At 46.1% G+C, this 19,094-nt stretch carries 20 protein-coding genes; 10 read left to right on the top strand and 10 right to left on the bottom strand.

Features of this window, described 5'->3' with window-relative positions; genetic code table 11:
• Nucleotides 1–43: 43 nt before the first annotated feature.
• The 5 genes from AC2TDN_RS13470 to AC2TDN_RS13450 form a co-directional block, all read right to left on the bottom strand.
• Nucleotides 44–1,360, bottom strand: a complete 1,317-nt coding sequence (locus AC2TDN_RS13470; RefSeq protein ID WP_484688453.1) for a 6-phospho-beta-glucosidase — start codon at nucleotides 1,358–1,360, stop codon at nucleotides 44–46.
• The gene (locus AC2TDN_RS13465; protein WP_484688345.1) at nucleotides 1,360–2,349 is read right to left on the bottom strand and encodes an N-acetylglucosamine kinase; all 990 of its coding nucleotides are present in this window, start codon (nucleotides 2,347–2,349) and stop codon (nucleotides 1,360–1,362) included. The genes AC2TDN_RS13470 and AC2TDN_RS13465 overlap by 1 nt, the downstream gene beginning before the upstream one ends.
• The gene (locus AC2TDN_RS13460) at nucleotides 2,346–3,269 is read right to left on the bottom strand and encodes a carbohydrate ABC transporter permease (RefSeq protein ID WP_484688344.1); all 924 of its coding nucleotides are present in this window, start codon (nucleotides 3,267–3,269) and stop codon (nucleotides 2,346–2,348) included. Before AC2TDN_RS13460 ends, AC2TDN_RS13465 begins: the two co-directional genes overlap by 4 nt.
• Before the next feature lie 20 nt (nucleotides 3,270–3,289).
• Complete coding sequence (locus tag AC2TDN_RS13455) at nucleotides 3,290–4,195, bottom strand: carbohydrate ABC transporter permease (protein WP_484688343.1); 906 nt, start codon at nucleotides 4,193–4,195, stop codon at nucleotides 3,290–3,292.
• Nucleotides 4,196–4,262: 67 nt separating this feature from the next.
• Nucleotides 4,263–5,627: an ABC transporter substrate-binding protein gene (locus AC2TDN_RS13450; protein WP_482066148.1), complete on the bottom strand. Its 1,365-nt coding sequence runs from the start codon at nucleotides 5,625–5,627 to the stop codon at nucleotides 4,263–4,265.
• A 440-nt stretch (nucleotides 5,628–6,067) separates the two neighbouring features.
• Here AC2TDN_RS13450 and AC2TDN_RS13445 point away from each other — a divergent pair, with 440 nt between their 5' ends.
• The 5 genes from AC2TDN_RS13445 to rlmN all read left to right on the top strand — a co-directional run bounded on the left by AC2TDN_RS13445 (nucleotide 6,068) and on the right by rlmN (nucleotide 11,297).
• Entirely contained in the window at nucleotides 6,068–6,784 is a 717-nt protein-coding gene (locus tag AC2TDN_RS13445) for a GntR family transcriptional regulator (protein WP_482066147.1), read from the top strand.
• A gap of 159 nt (nucleotides 6,785–6,943) precedes the next feature.
• Entirely contained in the window at nucleotides 6,944–7,720 is a 777-nt protein-coding gene (locus tag AC2TDN_RS13440) for a LytR/AlgR family response regulator transcription factor (RefSeq protein ID WP_482066146.1), read from the top strand.
• Nucleotides 7,721–7,875: 155 nt separating this feature from the next.
• Nucleotides 7,876–8,199, top strand: a complete 324-nt coding sequence (locus tag AC2TDN_RS13435; protein ID WP_482066145.1) for a DUF485 domain-containing protein — start codon at nucleotides 7,876–7,878, stop codon at nucleotides 8,197–8,199.
• 3 nt (nucleotides 8,200–8,202) lie between these two features.
• On the top strand, nucleotides 8,203–9,738 hold the full coding sequence (locus AC2TDN_RS13430) for a solute symporter family protein (RefSeq protein WP_482066144.1): 1,536 nt from the start codon (nucleotides 8,203–8,205) through the stop codon (nucleotides 9,736–9,738).
• A 461-nt stretch (nucleotides 9,739–10,199) separates the two neighbouring features.
• Nucleotides 10,200–11,297, top strand: a complete 1,098-nt coding sequence (rlmN, locus tag AC2TDN_RS13425) for a dual-specificity RNA methyltransferase RlmN (protein WP_484688342.1) — start codon at nucleotides 10,200–10,202, stop codon at nucleotides 11,295–11,297.
• A gap of 340 nt (nucleotides 11,298–11,637) precedes the next feature.
• Here the strand turns inward: rlmN and AC2TDN_RS13420 are convergent, their stop codons facing one another.
• The 4 genes from AC2TDN_RS13420 to AC2TDN_RS13405 form a co-directional block, all read right to left on the bottom strand.
• Nucleotides 11,638–12,108, bottom strand: coding sequence for a hypothetical protein (locus AC2TDN_RS13420; protein WP_484688341.1), 471 nt, complete (start codon nucleotides 12,106–12,108; stop codon nucleotides 11,638–11,640).
• Nucleotides 12,109–12,645: 537 nt separating this feature from the next.
• Nucleotides 12,646–12,798, bottom strand: coding sequence for a hypothetical protein (locus AC2TDN_RS13415; protein WP_484688340.1), 153 nt, complete (start codon nucleotides 12,796–12,798; stop codon nucleotides 12,646–12,648).
• Between the two features lie 443 nt (nucleotides 12,799–13,241).
• Nucleotides 13,242–13,529, bottom strand: a complete 288-nt coding sequence (locus tag AC2TDN_RS13410) for a type II toxin-antitoxin system RelE/ParE family toxin (protein ID WP_482066140.1) — start codon at nucleotides 13,527–13,529, stop codon at nucleotides 13,242–13,244.
• On the bottom strand, nucleotides 13,471–13,686 hold the full coding sequence (locus AC2TDN_RS13405) for a helix-turn-helix domain-containing protein (RefSeq protein WP_482066139.1): 216 nt from the start codon (nucleotides 13,684–13,686) through the stop codon (nucleotides 13,471–13,473). Before AC2TDN_RS13405 ends, AC2TDN_RS13410 begins: the two co-directional genes overlap by 59 nt.
• A gap of 540 nt (nucleotides 13,687–14,226) precedes the next feature.
• Here AC2TDN_RS13405 and AC2TDN_RS13400 point away from each other — a divergent pair.
• The 5 genes from AC2TDN_RS13400 to speD all read left to right on the top strand — a co-directional run bounded on the left by AC2TDN_RS13400 (nucleotide 14,227) and on the right by speD (nucleotide 18,763).
• A complete protein-coding gene (locus AC2TDN_RS13400; RefSeq protein ID WP_482066138.1) occupies nucleotides 14,227–15,063 on the top strand; it encodes a YitT family protein in 837 nt (278 codons plus the stop codon).
• A gap of 144 nt (nucleotides 15,064–15,207) precedes the next feature.
• Nucleotides 15,208–15,687 carry a transcription elongation factor GreA gene (gene greA, locus AC2TDN_RS13395; protein ID WP_482066137.1) on the top strand — a complete coding sequence of 160 codons (480 nt, stop codon included), beginning with the start codon at nucleotides 15,208–15,210 and terminating at the stop codon, nucleotides 15,685–15,687.
• 231 nt (nucleotides 15,688–15,918) lie between these two features.
• Nucleotides 15,919–17,457 (top strand): GNAT family N-acetyltransferase, encoded by a 1,539-nt coding sequence (locus AC2TDN_RS13390; protein ID WP_482066136.1) that lies wholly within the window; start codon nucleotides 15,919–15,921, stop codon nucleotides 17,455–17,457.
• A complete protein-coding gene (locus AC2TDN_RS13385; RefSeq protein WP_482066135.1) occupies nucleotides 17,414–18,364 on the top strand; it encodes a carbon-nitrogen hydrolase family protein in 951 nt (316 codons plus the stop codon). The genes AC2TDN_RS13390 and AC2TDN_RS13385 overlap by 44 nt, the downstream gene beginning before the upstream one ends.
• Before the next feature lie 3 nt (nucleotides 18,365–18,367).
• Nucleotides 18,368–18,763: an adenosylmethionine decarboxylase gene (gene speD, locus AC2TDN_RS13380; RefSeq protein WP_482066134.1), complete on the top strand. Its 396-nt coding sequence runs from the start codon at nucleotides 18,368–18,370 to the stop codon at nucleotides 18,761–18,763.
• Between the two features lie 128 nt (nucleotides 18,764–18,891).
• Here speD and AC2TDN_RS13375 read toward each other — a convergent pair.
• Nucleotides 18,892–19,094 (bottom strand): hypothetical protein (locus AC2TDN_RS13375; protein WP_484688339.1); only part of this gene is annotated, 203 nt, incomplete at its 5' end.

Raw genomic sequence — 19,094 nt, 5'->3', positions numbered from 1 at the left:
CTTGTCATGTACGATCGACAGGAGCGTGCGCCCTTTTCATGTATTATTTGTGGAATTGCGGCAAATATTCGCGGTTCTCTGCAAGAATATCATCAAGCATAGGCTTCGCAAGATCTGCTGACCCAACCAAAGGATGGATAGTCAATGCTTGCAAAGCTGCATTGTAGTCGCCTTTAACAGCTGCCTCGATGGCAAGCTCTTCATAAGCCTTTACGATTTGCAGAAGGCCGCGTATTTTTGGATTCATCGGTGTAGTGAGCTGAATGGGTTTTGCGCCATCCGAGCCAATCACACAGTTTACCTCAATAGAAGCATCATCAGGCAAGCAAGGAATGGTTCCGTTGTTTCTTACATTTACAATCTGGCAGTCCTTCTTGTTGTTGTAGATGGAAGATATCAAATTAAGTGCAGAATCTGAGTAATAAGCACCGCCGCGCAGTTCCAATTGCTTTGGCTTCACGGCAAGGTTCGGATCTTTGTATAGCTCGAACAGCTCGTTTTCCACTTGCTTCACGATTTCAGCCCGAGTCCCTTTCGTATTGACTTCCTCCAGCTGTTTCTTAAGCATTTGTTCCTTCATATAGAAATAGCGGTGGTAGCCGCAAGGAAGAGCGCCTAACGATTGAATAAATTCTGGACTCCAGGAGAAGCCAGGTATATTTTGCATCGTAAATTTGGAGTCGCCGGAAGCTTGGAACAAAATGTCGTCGGTTCTGTCCACGCCATCGACTAAAATTTTTGTCGTCCAGTTCAGATGGTTAATGCCGACCATTTCAATATCAATGCTGGATACATCTACGCCCATCAAGCTGGCGATTTGCATTTTGGTTTCGATCGGCAGATTGCATAGGCCCATTGTACGTACATTGGAGTACTTCAGCACAGCTTCGGTAACCATGCCGGCTGGATTCGTGAAGTTGACTAAGAGCGCATTAGGCGCAAGCTCCTCGATATCCTTGCAAATATCCAGAATGACGGGGATGGTGCGCAAGCCTTTAGCGAACCCGCCTGCGCCAGTCGTTTCCTGGCCAATACAATTATATCTAAGCGGAATCCGCTCATCACGGCCGCGTGCTTCCAGCAAGCCCACCCGCATTTGAGTCGTTACGAAGTCGGCATCCCGAATGGCTTCGCGACGGTCAAACGTGAGGTGAAGGTTAATCGGTACATTCGCTTTTTCAAGCATCCGCTTGGCAAGGCTGCCAACGATTTCGAGCTTCTCCCGGCCTGCCTCAATATCTACCAAGTACAAATCTTTTACAGGCAATTCTTCGTAACGCTTGATAAAGCCTTCGATTAACTCTGGGGTATATGAAGACCCCCCGCCAATTACCGCTATTTTTAAATGTGGTTCTCTCATCATTCATATCCTCCATATGCATTGAATTTGTTAAGCGTATCATCTGTAACCGTAATCTGTAGATGGTCCATAGCCAGCAATATCGAGCCGTATACCGGTGCGATTTCCGGAATAATCAATTCAACGCTTGGGTTCTCCATATCCAAGACTTTGCGCAATTCATTTAGAAGGTAGGGACTGCGGCCCTTCTGAAGGACACTTCCAATGAGAACGATCGGGACCGTTTTCCCTTTAAAGCCACCGAGCCTGCGAATAACGGTATTTGCCGTAATTCCCAGCTCATTTCCTGCTTCCTTCAACAGGTGAATAGCCAGCGTATCTCCCTCGGCGGCCGCTTCATGCAAAGATATGGTCAATCTGCCTTCGCGAATATGTTGGATGTCCCGGTCCAGGAAGTCATTAATGAGATCACCCATCGTAGGGAATCCGAAGTATTGGAGCAGTTTCTCAGGCAAAATCGAAGGGATTTCACGGCCCTCCCAGGATCTGACTGCCGCCCGGAACATCGTTGTTGCCATATAATTTGCTCCAAGATTATCTCCGTACAAATAGCCGATGCCTCCGACCTGCACCGTTTCGCCGGCATCATTTCTGCCTGCTGCATTCGATCCGGTGCCGCAGATAAGCACAACACCTGTGTTGCTTGCGCTGCCCGTCCGCAGACCTTCGAAAGTGTCGGATACCATGTCCCAATTTGCGAATGGAATAAGGGATAAAGCGGGCCGGACGATGTAGTAATCTTGTTGCCTGTCTAGTCCTGCGAGACCGTATTGTGTAAAGGCAATATCCGAATGAGACAGACCGGCAGCTTGTAGTGCTTGATTAATCGACTCATTAATATGGGCGATAGCTTTGTCTATCCCTATGCTTTGATGGTTGCTTGCTCCAGATATTCCGCTGCTGATTTTATCGCCATTGCCGTTTACGATAACCGCATACGTTTTAGAGCCGCCGCCATCAACACCAAGCATATATGTGCTCGTTGTCATTCTTTTACACCGCCAGCCATAACTCCTCCAATAATGTACTTATATAGGAAGAGAGAGATAATTACCGGAGGCAGCGAAGCCAAAAACCCGCCCGCTGTCATGGAGCCCCAATCGATACTGTGCTTCCCGACAAACTCAGCCACCATGACTGGAAGCGTTTTGGAAGCGTAGGTTTGGGTGAAAGCATTCGCAAACAGAAATTCATCCCATGCGTTCAAAAAGGCGAAAATCGCAGTAGCGGCGATTCCGGGCATCGATAATGGCAAAATAATGCGAAACATCGTCCGAATTCGGCTGCAGCCATCCACATAGGAGGCTTCCTCCAGCTCCTTCGGAATCGTTTGGAAATAACCAGCCAGAAGCCAAACCACGTAGGGCAAGCTGAAAGATGTATAGGAGAAGATCAGAGCCCATACTGAATCGAGCAGGGGCGGCGTTTGAAGCAATACGATGCTTGTAAAAGGAATATCGAGCGTGATACCGTCCCTCATCAGGATGTATAGCGGTGTAATAATACTAATTGAAGGCATGATTTGCACCGCAAGAATGACAAACAATCCCGTTTTGCGAAATGGGAATTTAATTCGGGAGAACGCGTACGCCGCAAATACACCGACAAATATCGAGATTACAGTGACCAGTAAGGATACGACCACGCTGTTTTTTAATGCACTGAGGAACACGACGGCATTGCTTCCCGAGAGCAGGCCGATATAGTTTTTCAACGTCGGCGAATGCGGGATCAAATGACCGTTAATGAGCTCGACTTCTAAAGACAATGAGGATAAGAACAGGTATATAAAAGGAACTAAAGTGAAAATCGCGAGCAAAATGACGCCTATCCATAAATAGAAGGGCGGGAATAGATCGGTGCTGGCCGCTTTGAACATCTGATTCCATTTATTTTTTTTCGAGTGCATGTTTTCACCTCCGTGAAGTATTATTCTTTTTTGTTGAGCAAACGAACATAGAGGATAGCCAGTAGCAGAATGACGATTGCAGTCATCCACGCCATGGCAGATGCCTTCCCGAGAAAGAAATATCGAAACGCGTTATTAAAGGTTAAATAAGAGACGGAGGTTGTCGCATCTCCGGTAAAGACCGTTAGAACATCGTAAACTTTGAAAGCGCCCATTGTCCGCAGGACGAGAGCCATCATAATGGAAGGCGCGAGCTGCGGAAGCGTAATATGAAATACTTTTTTCCAAAAGTTAGCCCCGTCGAGCATGGAAGCTTCATATAAGTCCGAGGAAATGGATTGTAAGCCGGCTAGTAGAATGATCGTTATAAAAGGCGTCATCTTCCAAGCGTCCGCAAGCACGACGAAATAAACGAGATGACTTGGGTCGGCCAGCCATACCGGATTTACACCCGGGGCAAGAATATGCAATTTATGCAATATAACCGTCAAGCCGCCATAACCTGGGTTTAAAATCCACTGCCAAGTCAAACCGTTAACGAGAGTAAGCAGCGCCCAAGGGATAATAATGATCGCTCTGAAAAACGATCTGCCCCTAAATGTCTGGTTCAGCAGCAAGGCGCTGACAAAGCCGAAAAACAGCTCTAGCGAAACGGACAGCACAGTGAAAACAAGGGTGCGGTTCATCGAAATTTGGAAATCCGCGCTTTTTAGAACGTCCAAATAGTTTTTAAAACCAACATAATAAGGAGTGGAACCATCCATTAAATTGTAATGGTAGAAGCTCCAGATAATCGTATCGTATACAGGTACAACAAACGTTTTTATTAATAAATAAGCAGTAGGCAAAATGAATAAAAGCGCCAATAGCATATTTTTGCGGTCGTGGTTTAGAAGTCTTTTGTTGCTGCCGATGGTTTTATTCATAGATCCTCCCTCTAAAGAATTTTGCGGGCTAGCTCTCTTTAGAGAGCTAACCCGCGAATTCCGTTTATCATTTTGTCGATTCAGCAATGGCTTTCTCGATTTTTTCTGTAGCTGCGTTTAAAGCTTCTTCTGGTGTTTTTTGTCCTAAGAGCGCTTGGTGAAGCTCAGCAGACAGAAGGTCGGACCAGTGAACGTAACCAGGAGCGTTCGGACGGTCATGCCCGTAGTTGTACTGCTCGGAAATTTTCTTGATTGTGCCTGTCTTATCAGCCGCTAGAAGCTCAGGATCTGTGTACAAGCTTTGCAGAACGGGGTATTGGCCTTCAATTACGTATTCATCCAATTGATATTCTCTTTCTCCAATCCATTTCAGGAAAGCAAGAGCCGCTTGTTTGTGCTTGCTGCTCTTCATGATAGCCAGACCCTCAGAGCCCGTAACTGCTGCGGAAACAACATCGCCTTGACCAGGCATTAAACCAACATCCGTCTTGTCCACTACGCTGGATTTGGTAGGGTCGTTCAAATCCGGATAACGGCCTTCCCATGAGCTGATCATAGCGAGCTTGCCAGCTGAGAATGCACGCGTTACATCTTCCTCCGACCATTGCAAGCTTGCAGGATCTACGGTCTTGTCTGTGTTAAGAATATCGACCATATATTGAAGCGCATCAAGTGCACCGCCTTTATTGAAGGAGGGCTTGCCGTTTTCATCAAAGAACTTGCCGCCAAATGCGTAGGTCAAGCTCACATAATCGGTAATGAGAGATTCGGATTGCTTCCAAGACCAACCGGATGCATAGATGCCGTTGCCTGTAAGCTTCTTCGAAGCTTCGCGGAATTCATCATACGTTTTTGGAGCTTGAGTAATGCCGGCGTTAGCCAAAAGCTCTTTGTTCCAGTAGAAATGCTTTGTTCCTGAATACCAAGGGATCGCAGCTAGCCGTCCATTATAGGTTACGGAGCTTAGGGACGATGGCGTGAATTGGCTTTGTACATCTTGTGGGATAATATCCGTTAAGTCTTCAGCCAAGTTCCCTTCTAGAAATTGACCAGCCCAGATGGTGTCCATTTCCACAACATCGAGATCAGCTGAGTTCGACATTGCGGAAACGGTAATTTTGGAGTACAAGGAGTTGTAATCTACGCCGATAATATTGACTTTGATGCCTGTTTTATCTGTAAATTTCTTTACCATGCCGACGCGCGGGCTGTCAGCACCTTTAGATACAGCCCAAAGCACATTGATTTCTTGGCCTTTCAACGAGGGATCGTCTGTTTTGCTCCAATCCAATTCGTTTGCTGCCGCAGTCTCTCCGTTATTGCCTTTGTTGCCGCTTTCAGCATTTGTCGACGTTTTAGGTGCGCCGCTGCAGCCAGCCAGCAGTACCAAACACAATGTAGCAACCATCAACGCTTTCCATTTCTTCTTCATTCGTACACCTCCGCAAGTTATGAGTCCCCTAAATAGATAAAGATGAACTAAAGATTATGGCTTAACTGCAAGTATCCCCCCTCTCAATAGAATACGAATTATATTAATTCATTTTGTTGTAGTAACAAATTTGATGAGAGTAGTTTCAATTTCCTGTATTTACCTCGGTTTTACCTAAGAGAAGAATGGACGTTTAGATATCAATTTCTGTAATTCATATTGTTATAGTAACAAATTTGAATACAAATGTTTGAATATTTACCGCTTTCATAAACCGAGTATAGTATGATTCAAAAAATGTGTCAACTATCATAACATTTATAATTTTAGTGAAAATGAAAACGGTACCTTTGCATTCTATAAGGCCTTATATTGTTGTAATGACAAATGACATGGTATGATGATAGATGTAATTTTACTTCCGGAGGTTAATAGTAATCATGAAGAAGGACGGCATTGCGCTTTATTATATAGTTAAGGAAAAACTGCTTGATATGATTGACGAGGGGAAGTATACACCTGGGGAGCAGTTTCCTACAGAATCAGATTTATGCGAGAAGTTCGGCGTAAGTCGCACAACTATAAGGCAGGCATTAAGCCAGCTTAAATTAGAAGGTCATATTTATCAAATTCAAGGGAAGGGAACTTTTGTTTCTTTGCCCAAAATAGAGCAGTCCGTTGCACCCTACCGCAGCTTCAATGAGCATTTGAAGGGACGCGGTCAACAAATCGATACGGAAGTTGTTGATCTTACCGTTGTTTCTGCAGACAAGCGGTTAACGAAAAAATTGGAAATTGCGGAAAATGATCCTGTGTTTCGGCTGGAAAGAATACGATATGCAGATGGGCTCCCCTTATTATTCTCAATCACCTATATTCCTTGGAAGGTGACACCGGGACTTACGAAGGAAGAATGTTCTGGTTCATTGTACGCGCTAATGAGAGAGAAATTTTCTATTCAGCTGTCCCATTGCGTGGAATCAATTGAGCCCATCTTGATTGATGAAGCCATTAGCAAGCATTTGAGCGCTCCTATTGGGGCTCCAAGCCTTCTTCTGAATACAGTCACTTACTCGACGGGCAATAAACCGGTAGAATATTCGCATGAAATTTTTAGGGGCGATCGTGCTAAGTTTACCTTCGAGCGCAAATTATAATAGCAAGAGACGATAGGGCATCCACAACGGATGCCCTAAGATTTCGTTCTTCCACCATCTGAATGATCATGTATTGTGACCATATCGGAAATACTAACGACTAATGCCTCAAGTTCGAATGCCTTAATGGCTCAAATGAGATAACGGAGGGTATGCAGCATGAAGCTTCGGGTCCTAATCGCGGCAGATGAGCATTTGGCAAAGGAAAAGCTCATTGACTTACTTTCCAAGGAGCAGGATATTGAGCTATTTCCAAACGCATCCAGCGGGATGGAGACGGTTAAGCTCGTGAGGGACTTCAAGCCGGATGCTCTATTTCTAGATATCGAAATGCCGGGTATAGACGGTTTTCAAACGGCACGTCTCCTTCACGACTTGGATTTCCGCCCTTTCGTTATTTTTACAACAGCAAGCGATCAATATGCTCTGGAGGCTTTCGAGATCGGCGCGATGGATTATTTGCTCAAGCCTTATGGGGAAGAGCGGCTGCGGCAGACTTTAGATCGGATCCGCGAGCGGAAATCGGGTACGAAAAAGCAAGTGGTGAACGAATCAAGTGAAAATGCTGCTGTTCCAATGAAGGAGAGCATTCGCTTTTTACATAGCAAGCTCCTCGTTGAGGCTTATGATCGAATCATGGTGCTCGATACGGATATTATCGTTTATGCAGTGAAAGAGGAGAAATTCACCCGTATTTATACAGCAGACGGTCGTTGTTATACATCGAAGCAAACACTGCATGAGCTGGGACAACGGCTGGGAGCGGCATTTTTCAGACCGCATCGCAGCTATTTGTTGAACTTGAATTTTATTCAGGAGATCGAGCCTTGGGCAAACGGCGCATATAACGCTGTTCTTAAGCTTCCCGAGCAGATAAAAATTCCAGTTTCCCGAAATGAGATCAAAGATATGCTTCTGTTATTGCAGGGAAAGTAACATCAAATCGGTTAAACAGTCCTTTCAGGACTGTTTTTTTGTATTTAGGGTATGAATTTCGACATTTCGCGCCAAACTAATGTTCAGATTCAAGAGTCGCGATATAATTAAAGTGCTTACAAAAACATAATTTCCTTAATCAGGGAGGGATTCTTTTGCAGAAGGGCAAAATCAATTACAGCGACATCGCCCGATCTCAGCTGTTCGTTACGCTGATGGCTAAGAAGAAAAGGTTCATCGTACCAATCACTGTTTTTTTTCTCGCGTTTTATATCACCCTTCCCGTCTTAACGTCTTATTCCAAAGTATTGAATAATGCTGCTGTGGGGCCGATTTCTTGGGCCTGGGTGTTCGCATTTGCCCAGTTTATTATGACTTGGGTCTTATGTTCTCTCTATAGCAGGAAGTCGGTCGAGTTTGACAACATGTGTGACCAGATCAAGAGTGAAGTTCATCATAAGGGGAAAGAAGGCGGCTGATCTATGAATACAGCATTCCTGTTGTTTTTGGTCATCGTGCTTGGTACGCTGGTCATCACTTATTTTGCTTCCAAAAAAACGAATACAGCAAGTGAGTTTTACACGGCTGGCGGCGGTTTGACCGGCTGGCAAAATGGACTAGCTATTGCAGGCGATTACATGTCCGCTGCTTCCTTCCTTGGAATAGCCGGGATGGTCGCATTATATGGATTTGATGGATTTTTTTATAGCATCGGGTTTCTCGTCGCTTATTTGGTCGTCCTATATCTCGTAGCTGAGCCGCTGCGGAATTTGGGCAAGTATACAATGGCTGACATGATAGCAGAGCGATTCAATAACAAGAAAATTCGCGGGGTCGCGGCACTAAACTCGATTGTCATATCCATTTTCTACATGATTGCCCAACTGGTCGGAGCGGGCGCTCTCATCAAGCTTCTGATTCCGGGCCTTAGCTACACAGCGGCTGTGCTTATCGTAGGCGTGCTGATGACGATTTACGTCGTGTTTGGCGGTATGACCGCAACAAGCTGGGTGCAAATTATAAAATGCGTGCTGCTCGTAGGTGGTACGTTTATCATTTCCATGATTGTTTTCTCCAAATTTGATTTCAATATCGCCCATATGTTTAATGAAATGAAAACCGCTACTCCGCTCAAGGAAGCGTTCTTGAATCCAGGCAATAAATTCAAAAACAGCTTGGATACAATATCATTAAATATAGCGCTTGTGTTGGGTACTGCGGGATTGCCGCATATCTTGATTCGATTCTTCACTGTAAAAGATGCTCCTACTGCCAGAAAATCGGTTGTCGTAGCGACATGGATTATCGGAGCGTTCTACGTGATGACATTGTTCCTCGGCTTTGGCGCGGCAGCATTCGTTGGTGAGGCTGCAATTGTTGAAGTAAATGCAGCAGGCAACATGGCTGCTCCGCTGCTTGCTAAAGCACTAGGCGGCGAATTCCTGTTTGCCTTTATTTCCGCGGTTGCTTTCGCGACCATCCTGGCTGTCGTTGCCGGCTTGGTGCTCTCTGCGGCATCTGCGTTTGCACATGACTTTTACAGCCACATTATTAAAAAGGGTAATGTAAAGGAGAAAGAACAGGTGCGCATGGCAAGACTGGCATCCGTTGGCGTTGCGGTCCTATCCATTATTCTCGCATTGTTTGCTCAGAAAATGAACGTAGCGTTCCTTGTGGCATTAGCGTTTGCCGTTGCAGCGAGCGCGAACCTGCCGGTCCTTATCTTCACCGTTTTCTGGAGAAGATTCAACACAGCGGGTGCGGTTACCGGTATGTTGACAGGACTGCTCAGTGCGATTATTTTGGTGGCTGTCAGCCCGAACGTATGGAACCCAGTAGCTGGGAAAGCGATTTTTGTAGGCGACCCGCTTTTCGATCTGGCCAATCCAGGCATTATCTCGATCCCATTAGGCTTCCTGGGCGCGATAATTGGAACGCTATTGTCCTCCAAGCGGGATGATGCGAAATACGATGAGATTTTAGTAAAAGCGAACACAGGTATCCGAGACCTGCAATAACCGCATCGAATGTTGAGCGGCGCTCCTCTCCTGCTGGAGAGAAGCGCCGCTATTTTTTTCTAGGCTGGCAGTGCGGCCAGCATCGTATATTCCTTAGCTGTAAAGGCCAAAGCCTTCTGGGACTGGAGGGTGATGACCTGGCCAATCATTTTCGTACCATAAATGACGGGGTAATCCGCATACGGTCGTATCGGAGACCGAAAACGATTTAACGGTACGGCTCGAGCTGAACTTGGAGAAGCAGAGCCTGTAGAAATACATAGCCTTCAAAGCCGCTCATCTAGGCGGCTTTGAAGGCTATTTGCTTGGATAACACCTAATCATGAGCATATTGGCTAAATAACTGCCTATCTCCCCTTGTTTTAATGAGGCAATTTTGGGACAATAATATGCAGATTGTTTGTTTCGGCTGGTTAGGCAGAGCGGCTTAACATATTGAAGTTTTGAAAAGAGGGTAAGACATGAATAAAGCATCCATATATGGATTAACGTTTGAGCAGCTGTCGGAATGGCTGATTGGACATGGCTACACGAAATTTCGGGCATCGCAGGTATGGGATTGGCTGTACCGGAAGCGGGTAACGGCATTTGCAGATATGATCGATGTGAAGGAAGAGTGCATTCAATTGCTGTCCGACCATTTTGTCATTCAAACGCTTAGCGAGCATACTAGGCAGCAGTCAGCGGACGGAACGAATAAGTTTTTGTTCAAGCTGAGTGATGGCAATTTGATTGAGACGGTATTGATGAGACATAAATTTGGTTTGTCCGTTTGCGTTACCACCCAAGTTGGCTGTAACATTGGCTGTAGCTTCTGCGCCAGCGGCTTGCTTGCCAAGAGCCGTGATTTAACAGGCGGCGAGATTGTCGAGCAGATTATGAAGGTGCAGATTCATCTGGATCAAGCGCAGCAGGATGAGCATGTGAGTCACGTTGTCGTGATGGGGATCGGCGAGCCGTTCGATAATTTCGAGAACCTGTCCGATTTTATCAGCATTATTAAGAGCCAGAAGGGTCTTGCTATAGCGGCTAGGCATATTACGGTATCGACAAGCGGCCTCGCAAAAAAAATCGAAGAGTTCGCCGATTCCGATCTGCAGGTTAACCTTGCGGTTTCCCTTCATGCGCCTAACAATGAGCTTAGAACGCGGATTATGAAGATCAACCGTGCGATTCCGATTGAGAAATTAATGGAATCGATTGATTATTATTTGGAAAAAACCAATCGGAGAATTACGCTCGAATATATTTTGCTGAAGGATGTTAACGATCAGCGAGAGCATGCGCTGGAGCTTGCAGAGCTGATTGGCGACCGGCGCAGTCTAGCTAACGTCAACCTCATCCCATACAATCCGGTTGATGAGCATAGCCAGTATCAAAGAACCGATCGCGAAACGATACGCGCATTTTATGACACGCTGAAGAAGCAAGGCGTCAGCTGCAGCGTGCGCCTAGAGCACGGTACCGATATCGACGCGGCTTGCGGGCAGCTGAGAAGCAAGCAGATCAAAAAATCCAAAGAGGGGTCCCGCCAGCAAAACGCGGATTTACAACGGTAAGGTGAGTTTTGCTGGCGGGACCCCAAAGAGGGAATTGATATCGTAGAGAAGCTGTTTGAATGCGGCGTAACGAGGTCGTAGCTAAGATTAAGTCTCATCCTCCCCGGTTCGAGAAGGTGGAGACAATAGATTTACAAGAAGATCTGAAAGTCCTCCCTCGAATTTCAAAAAAAATTTTAAAATTCTCGGATCGCTTGTCGTGGGCTGGATCCCCCGACTCCCCCGGTGGCCAGATACGCTTCCAGGGAATCTCGAATACAAACAAAAAAAAGGATCCGAGTTGCCGATAATGGCCACGGATCCTTTTTTATGATAATCAGTCGTAACCGATTCTGATGTTTTATCCGTTAGCTTCAGTAACGCTATCGGAAGCGAATGCAGACCACTTTGCATTTACACCAGTGGAACAATGGAATGAGATGTTATAATCACCAGCGCGCATACCTTGCGGATAAAGCGTAGTGCTTCTCCACGTATATGCTGCTCCCGGCTTAACACTTGCTGCAATATACTCTAATCCTGATGAGTGTTTCATCGTAACAGTTAGCGTGCTTGTACCATTGTTTAGGAAGTAGAATTTACCATGTCCATAACCACCTGGAACTACGAAACCAGCGGTGGTGCCAGAAGTAGTAGCGCTCACAGTTGTGAGAGGCTGTTGGTTACCCATAGTCAGCGGCATAATAATTGGTGGTGTTGTTGTCTCATCTGGCGGATTTAGCGGGACGCTATTAGCGCTAACTACTGCTGGAATCGCCAAAGTTGCGGCTAGTGCTAAGGATAAAACTGCGGATGTTGCTTTGTTTCTCATTTGTTATAAACTCCCTCACCTAGTAAATTGTTATCTATGGAATATTAATATTATTCTTATTTTCAGAAAACACAATGAAAAAAATGGTAAAAACAAAAAAATATGTGGTGGCTGCATAAGCGGAACAGCTTTGCCGGGTACTCACCGCGGGCTCCTCGATCTGCTTCGCTTATGTCGAGACACATAGACAAAACAAAAGATCCGCCGCAGCGACTCTCAGCAGCTCTCATAGGCCACATCGATCGACGACCGGAATAATATACAGGATCCCGTCTACCAGCCGTAGCGTTACCGTCCACTCCGTCAGATCCTCGACCAGCTCAGTATAGCGACAATCGAACGTCCGTTACAGGCTGCCGTGAGACCTTGGCTCGCAGCAGCTGCGTCCTTAACGTCTCACCCATTGTCGTTATTGTCCTCCTCATTCAACGCCCAATAGATCTCCGCTGCTTCCTGCGACGAGTAGCTCACTCGTTTATGTTCCGCCAGGACAGACGCTATCTGCTCTCTGCTGAGACCGCGATCCAACTACCGAGCTCAACATTCCCAATTAAACACGTCATGCGACGGTCGATCTGGCTCGGGCAGTAGAGCTGCCTCCAATGACTGGTCAAACATAACCTTCATTTCGTAGTCGCTAAACGGATTCTCCAGCGCCTCGCTAGCGAGTTGCTCGGCGATCACGGTCATGATCGATAATTGCGCTTACGCACTTCCTGAATCAATGATAAGACGCGATAACAACCGTTAAGGAACTATTTAGCCAGGGATTCGAATCCATGTTGTGAATATTTATATATTACTGTATCCACAGTAATACATAAATACATTAAGATGAACGAGACAGGGAATAAAAGGATCTTCTTTGTCTAATGATCTTTATAAGTTATTGGAATACGATTCAAATGTTTCCCGTTCATTCAGACGCCAATTTGAATCCAATAGAATCTTTTCCTAGTCCGATCAGATCTTCTTTCCGGCCTGTTTTCCAATTTCAAATAGTTCGATCCTCCTTTTGCCACTTGGCTGAGTTCCTAAAAAATGGGGTATATAAAATGTTTTTCTGTCTTACTTTCCCTTATCTTCTTATTGGCTTAAGCTGGTGTAGTTCGGAAGCGTGAAGAGAAAGGCTGTTACCAGCCTTCTCTATCAGCGATTCGCGCAGCCGTTGTCATATCCTGTTTTCTGATGGCCTCGTCTTTCTTCAGAAAGAAATGAAGAATGGCATACTTCGGGCCTGAAATGTGCTTAAACAAAAAGCGCCATTCCCGCTTGGAGCTACCCTTAATTTTCAGTTCCCAGAGCCCATCACGCTTGGTCTTTTCGATTTTTCTGCCAAGATACTCTTTATCCGTGCCATGCTCATTCAAGTAGCCGAAGGCTTCCAAAATTTTGCGTTGGGCATCTTGGCTGAAGCGCATCCTGCCCGCCGTTTTCGTACTTCTTGACCCATTGGTACACCTGGTTGTAGGAAACTTTAAATTGTGTTGCTGTTTTTCCGTAGTCGCGCTCATTTGCAATACAGTAAAGAACGATTTCGTTTCGTTCCTGCCATGTGGTAGATCGACCCTTTGTCATAGCTATTGCTCCTTTGTTAACCGATTTGAAGCTGCTGTGACTATTATACTTGTTGACCCATGTTCGAAGTTGAGTTCGGCTTGTTATTTTGTATTTGTCGATGAGTTCATTATCTCATCCATAAATTTTAAAAAGAAGCCTTCCGGATCCCGGAGGGCTTCTATTCATTTCTCTTAGGGGTCCCGCCAGCAAAACTCACCTTACCGTTGTAAATCCGCGTTTTGCTGGCGGGACCCCAAAGAGCTTCAAATCGGCTAGACTCGGTAAGCTTTAGTCTGCAAAGAGGCTGTCCCAAAGCCTTATCATGGTTTCTTTTGTCTGCCTTTAAAGTGCGGATCATAAGAAAGCTAAGCCTCCAACTCCACTTTCAAAGTGTGGTTGGAGGCTTTCCTATTTGATCAAAGCGAGCTATTTCTCTAGCGAGCTGTAATTTGATAAGCCCCTTTTTTGCGTTAACGTGATAGCCTTCTGCTTCTATACATTATCTGATAAGATGGATTTGCTGAAAGTTACATTTATTGTTAAGAAGGGTGTTTGAAGATGAAGAAGATATCACTGGATATGCTCATGATTATGGTAGGGTCGTTTATTTTTGCATTATCAATCAATTTATTTGTTATTCCGAACGAGCTTGGAGAAGGCGGGGTTACCGGGATAACGATTATCTTATATTATGTGTTCGGATGGGCGCCTTGGCTGATGAGCTTGATCTTCAACTCGTTCCTGCTAATTGTGGGCTATCGCTTCCTGGATAAGAGAGCCATCGTCTATACGATCGCGGCGGTTGCGTTCCATTCCCTGTTTCTTCATTTAACCTCTGATTGGACCGTTGCATCGGATGAAAGAACGGTAAATGCCGTATTTGGAGGCTTGTTCGCAGGAATTGGGATAGGCATGATTATAAGAGTCGGCGGAACGACCGCAGGCACGACGATTTTGGCAAGAATCGCGAATAAGTTTTTGGACTGGAATATTAGCTATGCGCTTCTGTTTTTTGACTTGATTGTCGCGTTCTCCTCTTATTTCATTATCGGGTCGGAGGCGCTTATGCTCACGATCGTCATGCTCTATATTGGAACGAAGACGATGGATTTCATCATAGAAGGCGTTAATCCGAAAAAAGCGGTCACGATTATTTCCGAGGAGCAGGCCAAAATCGCTGAGCATGTTACGGTGGTAATGGATCGAGGGGTTACGGTCATTTATGGGCACGGGCATTATACGAAGAAGCCGAAGGAAATTCTCTATATCGTCATTAGCAAGCAAGAATTGAGCCAGCTGAAGAAAATTGTGAAGTCCGTCGATAAAAATGCATTTATAACGATTCATGATGTGCGAGACGTGTTTGGCGAAGGCTTTATCGATATTTCGAAATAATACAATATGGATTGCATGAGACAGGGCTCCTTGGTCATTCCGCGATTAAGGGGTTTAAGTGATGATGCTGGAAGTGATGGCTCTTCGCTTATTTTCGGAATATAGAGTAAAATTAAAGCAAGAAAGCAAATAGGAGTTGTTTAAATGTCGAAAGACGAAGTGATTTTGACCAAAGAAGGCTTGGCGCAGCTGCAAGCTGAGCTGGATGATCTTAAATATGTAAAGCGCAAGGAGCTTGCAGCACGGATTAAACTAGCGATCAGCTACGGCGATTTAAAGGAAAACAGCGAGTATCATTCCGCCAAAAACGATCAATCGTTCATGGAGACACGCATTCTTATCTTGGATAAAATGCTAAAGAAGGCTCGGGTCATCGAAGCGGAAACCTTGGATCTATCGAAGGTCAGCATTGGCTTGACGGTTATCCTCAACGATATTGAATTCTCTGAGAAGATTGAGTATAAAATCGTGGGTACGGAGGAGGCTGACGTAGCGGATAATAAAATTTCCTACGAGAGCCCGCTGGGCAAAGAGCTTCTAGGTAAAAAGGTAGGCAGTATCGTGAGTGTCAACGCGCCGATGGGCGTTATTAAATACGAGCTGCTGGAAATTAGAGCTACGTAATCATACGTCCCCAATTGCGGGCTGCAGCGGCGAAGTCGAAACAGACTAAGCTGCTGCGGTTTTTTTTATGCATCAACGTTTGGCAATCCACCAGATTTTCTTCCTGCAGTTGTCCGTTTCGCTCTATAACAGTTTAAAATTTAAAAAGTTTACAAATCATTTACGGTGCACTAATACTGGTGAAAAGGTCTGAATGTATACTGGGGTAAAACAAGTAAACGAGGAGCCTCTATGACATCGGATCAAATTTCACAATTCGAGAAGAAAATGATCATTCGAAATATCGAGGACGCAGATATTGAGAAGATCATTGCCTTGCAGCTTGTCTGTTTCCCTAACATGCATCCTTGGAAGAGAAGCCAAATGGAAAGCCATATTCGTCTTTTCCCGGAAGGGCAAATATGCGTGGAGCTGGATGGCGATATTATCGGCTCCTGTTCGAGTCTGATCGTCAATTTTGACGACTATTTGGAGCAGCACACCTATTCTGAAATTACGGATAAAGGATTTATCCGCAATCATAATCCACGCGGTGAGAGCTTATATGGGATGGAGGTTATGGTGCATCCCGATTACCGCCGAATGAAGATCGGCAGGCGGCTGTATGAAGCGCGCAAACGGCTGGCGGAGAAGAAGAATCTTAAGAGCATTATCGTTGGCGGCCGAATTCCCGGTTACCACAAACATAGCGAGAAGTTGTCTCCGAGAGAGTATGCGGAGGAAGTTTTGCAGCAAAACATTTATGACCCCGTCCTCACCTTCCAGATGATGAACGGGTTCACGTTGAAGCGGATTATTACGAATTATTTGTCGGATGACGATGACTCGATGAACTATGCGGCCTTGCTGGAGTGGAACAACATTGACTACAAGCTGACCAACAGCAAGACGCATTATAAGCTCTCCTTTCCCGTTCGAATTTGCGTCGTTCAATATATGATGAAGAAAATTGATTCCTTCGATGAATTTGCTATGCAGTGCGAGCATTATGTCGATGTGGCGGCCGATTACAAGTCAGATTTTGTGGTCTTTCCGGAAAATTTGACGATGCAGCTGTTGTCCTATCTCGAGGAGCGCTCACCCAGCTTAGCTGTACGGAAGCTAAGCACCTTTACGAAGCAATATGTGGAGCTGTTTACCGAATTAGCGGTTAAATACAACGTAAACATCATTGGCGGCTCCCACTTCATTGAACAAAATAACCGGATTTATAATGTAGGCCATCTATTCCGCCGTGACGGTACGATTGAACAGCAATATAAGCTGCATATTTCGCCGAACGAGCGCAAGTGGTGGGGCATTAATGGCGGCTCCAAGCTGGAGGTCTTCGATACCGATTGCGGGAAAATATCGATTCAGCTCAGCAGCGATATCGAATATCCCGAAATCTCCCGTATCGTCGCGGAAGAGGGGGCGCAGATTGTGTTTGTTCCGTTTTGTGCGGAGGACCGCCAAACCTTCCTGCGTGTGAAATACTGCGCACAAGCGCGCGCGATTGAAAACCAAGTATTTACCGTTACATCGGGCACGGTCGGCAATCTGACGCATGTTGACAATGTTGATATTCAATATGCGCAATCAGGCGTCTACACGCCAACGGATTTCTCGTTCCCGCGTGATGGAATAGCAGGGGAATGCAGCGAGAATACGGAAGCGGTCATTATGGCCGAGGTAGATATGGAAATTTTGCAGCGCCATCGCAAATCCAAAGAGGTGTTAACGTTCCGTGATCGTCGGACGGACATTTACTCCTTACAAATTCGTTCCTAGAGAAGGGCTGGCTGCAACTATGAAAGCATTAAGCGTGGCAACCATTCAGTATGAATTGACGTTAATCGAATCCGAAGAGCAATTTTGGATGGGGCTGACGTCAACGATTGGCAAAGCGGCGGAGCAAGGCGCGGAGCTTATCGTTTTTCCTGAATATATGACGGCTCATTTACTCAGCTTAAAGCCAGCAATGCCGCATAACGAGGCATGTCAGTATTTAAGCACGATTACCGAAAGATATATGGCATTTTTCTTGGAAAGCAGCCGCTCATTTAATATGGTCATTCTTGGCGGAACCCATATTTGCGAAGCAAAAGGCGGCTATGTCAACAATGCCTTCTTATTTTTCCCTGATGGACGGATCGAGGTGCAGTCTAAGCTGCATCTTACGCCGGAGGAACGCAATTGCTGGTCCTTGGTGGCTGGCGATAAGCTGAACATGATCGAAACGAAGTGGGGCATGCTGGCGATCACGACCTGCTATGATATCGAATTTCCAGAGCTTTCCCGCATGGCGGCGGAGCAGGGCGCGCAATTGCTGCTCTGCCCGTCCTATACCGATTCTGCCTTCGGCTACTATCGCGTGCGCCACTGCGCCCAAGCCAGAGCGGTCGAGAATCAGCTGTTCGTCGTGCTTAGCGGCATAGTTGGCTCATTGCCCGAGGGACTTCTGCAGGTTGATGAAGGCTATTGCCAAGCTGGCGTGTTTACGCCTTGCGATTATCCTTTTTCGGAGCAGGGCATTCTGCAAGTCGGCATGGTGAACCAAGGTGGCATGGCGATGGCGGAGCTTGATTTTTCGATGCTTCAAGAGAACCGTGAGCATGGCGTGGTGGCTCCATTTTATGATCGCCGCCCGTCTTTATACCGGTGCGAATCAGCAAAAATACTTCTTGGGGAGTGCTAAACGATGGAATATTCAACTTATGGCCGTCATGTTGCAGTGGATGCTTGGGGAATAGCTTTTGATCATTTGAATCATGCAGACAAGCTGAGCGCACAAATGGTACAAGCTGCCGAATCGAGCGGGGCGAGCATATTGTCCGTGCAGGCTAAGCAATTTGAGCCGCAAGGGGCTACCGTGCTGCTATTATTGTCAGAGAGCCATATGTCGATACACACGTATCCCGAGAAAGGCTTTGCTGCACTCGACTGTTACACCTGCGGGACAGCTGTCGATCCGGATATCGCAATCAAGGCGATGCTTGCGTTCTTACAGCCAACGGAAACGTCTAATGTGAAAATAACCCGCGGTACAGGAGAGCTTCAACTCGAACGTGCTCAGACCGCTGATTTCGCTAGATAAAGCTTAACTAGCATAATGATACAAAAGCTAATGAGCCCGAGCCTTAGGGTTGCTTCTAAGGCTCGTTTGGCGTAGCGCGAGGGCGTAAAGAAATTTCGCTGGACGCTCAAACCGATCTATTAACGATTTCAGACTCCCAACCAACCGCCTACCGCCCAACCACCAACCACCAACCACCAACCACCAACCACCGCCCTCCAACCCCAACCCCAACCCCAACCCCAACCCCAACCCCAACCCCAACCCCAACCCCAACCCCAACCCCAACCCCAACCCCAACCCCAACCCCAACCCCAACCCCAACCCCAACCCCAACCCCAACCCCAACCCC

The organism is Paenibacillus sp. Y660, assembly GCF_057221575.1.
This window is presented reverse-complemented; position numbering and strand designations above follow the sequence as displayed.

Coding starts and splice junctions, on each gene's coding strand:
- AC2TDN_RS13445 (WP_482066147.1), top strand. CDS start 6,068: ATGAAGAAGGACGGCATTGCGCTTTATTATATAGTTAAGGAAAAACTG.
- greA (WP_482066137.1), top strand. CDS start 15,208: ATGTCGAAAGACGAAGTGATTTTGACCAAAGAAGGCTTGGCGCAGCTG.
- AC2TDN_RS13405 (WP_482066139.1), bottom strand. CDS start 13,686: ATGACAAAGGGTCGATCTACCACATGGCAGGAACGAAACGAAATCGTT.
- AC2TDN_RS13415 (WP_484688340.1), bottom strand. CDS start 12,798: ATGACCGTGATCGCCGAGCAACTCGCTAGCGAGGCGCTGGAGAATCCG.
- AC2TDN_RS13465 (WP_484688345.1), bottom strand. CDS start 2,349: ATGACAACGAGCACATATATGCTTGGTGTTGATGGCGGCGGCTCTAAA.
- AC2TDN_RS13440 (WP_482066146.1), top strand. CDS start 6,944: ATGAAGCTTCGGGTCCTAATCGCGGCAGATGAGCATTTGGCAAAGGAA.
- AC2TDN_RS13470 (WP_484688453.1), bottom strand. CDS start 1,360: ATGAGAGAACCACATTTAAAAATAGCGGTAATTGGCGGGGGGTCTTCA.
- AC2TDN_RS13410 (WP_482066140.1), bottom strand. CDS start 13,529: ATGCGCTTCAGCCAAGATGCCCAACGCAAAATTTTGGAAGCCTTCGGC.
- rlmN (WP_484688342.1), top strand. CDS start 10,200: ATGAATAAAGCATCCATATATGGATTAACGTTTGAGCAGCTGTCGGAA.
- AC2TDN_RS13420 (WP_484688341.1), bottom strand. CDS start 12,108: ATGAGAAACAAAGCAACATCCGCAGTTTTATCCTTAGCACTAGCCGCA.
- AC2TDN_RS13455 (WP_484688343.1), bottom strand. CDS start 4,195: ATGAATAAAACCATCGGCAGCAACAAAAGACTTCTAAACCACGACCGC.
- AC2TDN_RS13430 (WP_482066144.1), top strand. CDS start 8,203: ATGAATACAGCATTCCTGTTGTTTTTGGTCATCGTGCTTGGTACGCTG.
- AC2TDN_RS13450 (WP_482066148.1), bottom strand. CDS start 5,627: ATGAAGAAGAAATGGAAAGCGTTGATGGTTGCTACATTGTGTTTGGTA.
- AC2TDN_RS13400 (WP_482066138.1), top strand. CDS start 14,227: ATGAAGAAGATATCACTGGATATGCTCATGATTATGGTAGGGTCGTTT.
- AC2TDN_RS13390 (WP_482066136.1), top strand. CDS start 15,919: ATGACATCGGATCAAATTTCACAATTCGAGAAGAAAATGATCATTCGA.
- AC2TDN_RS13460 (WP_484688344.1), bottom strand. CDS start 3,269: ATGCACTCGAAAAAAAATAAATGGAATCAGATGTTCAAAGCGGCCAGC.
- speD (WP_482066134.1), top strand. CDS start 18,368: ATGGAATATTCAACTTATGGCCGTCATGTTGCAGTGGATGCTTGGGGA.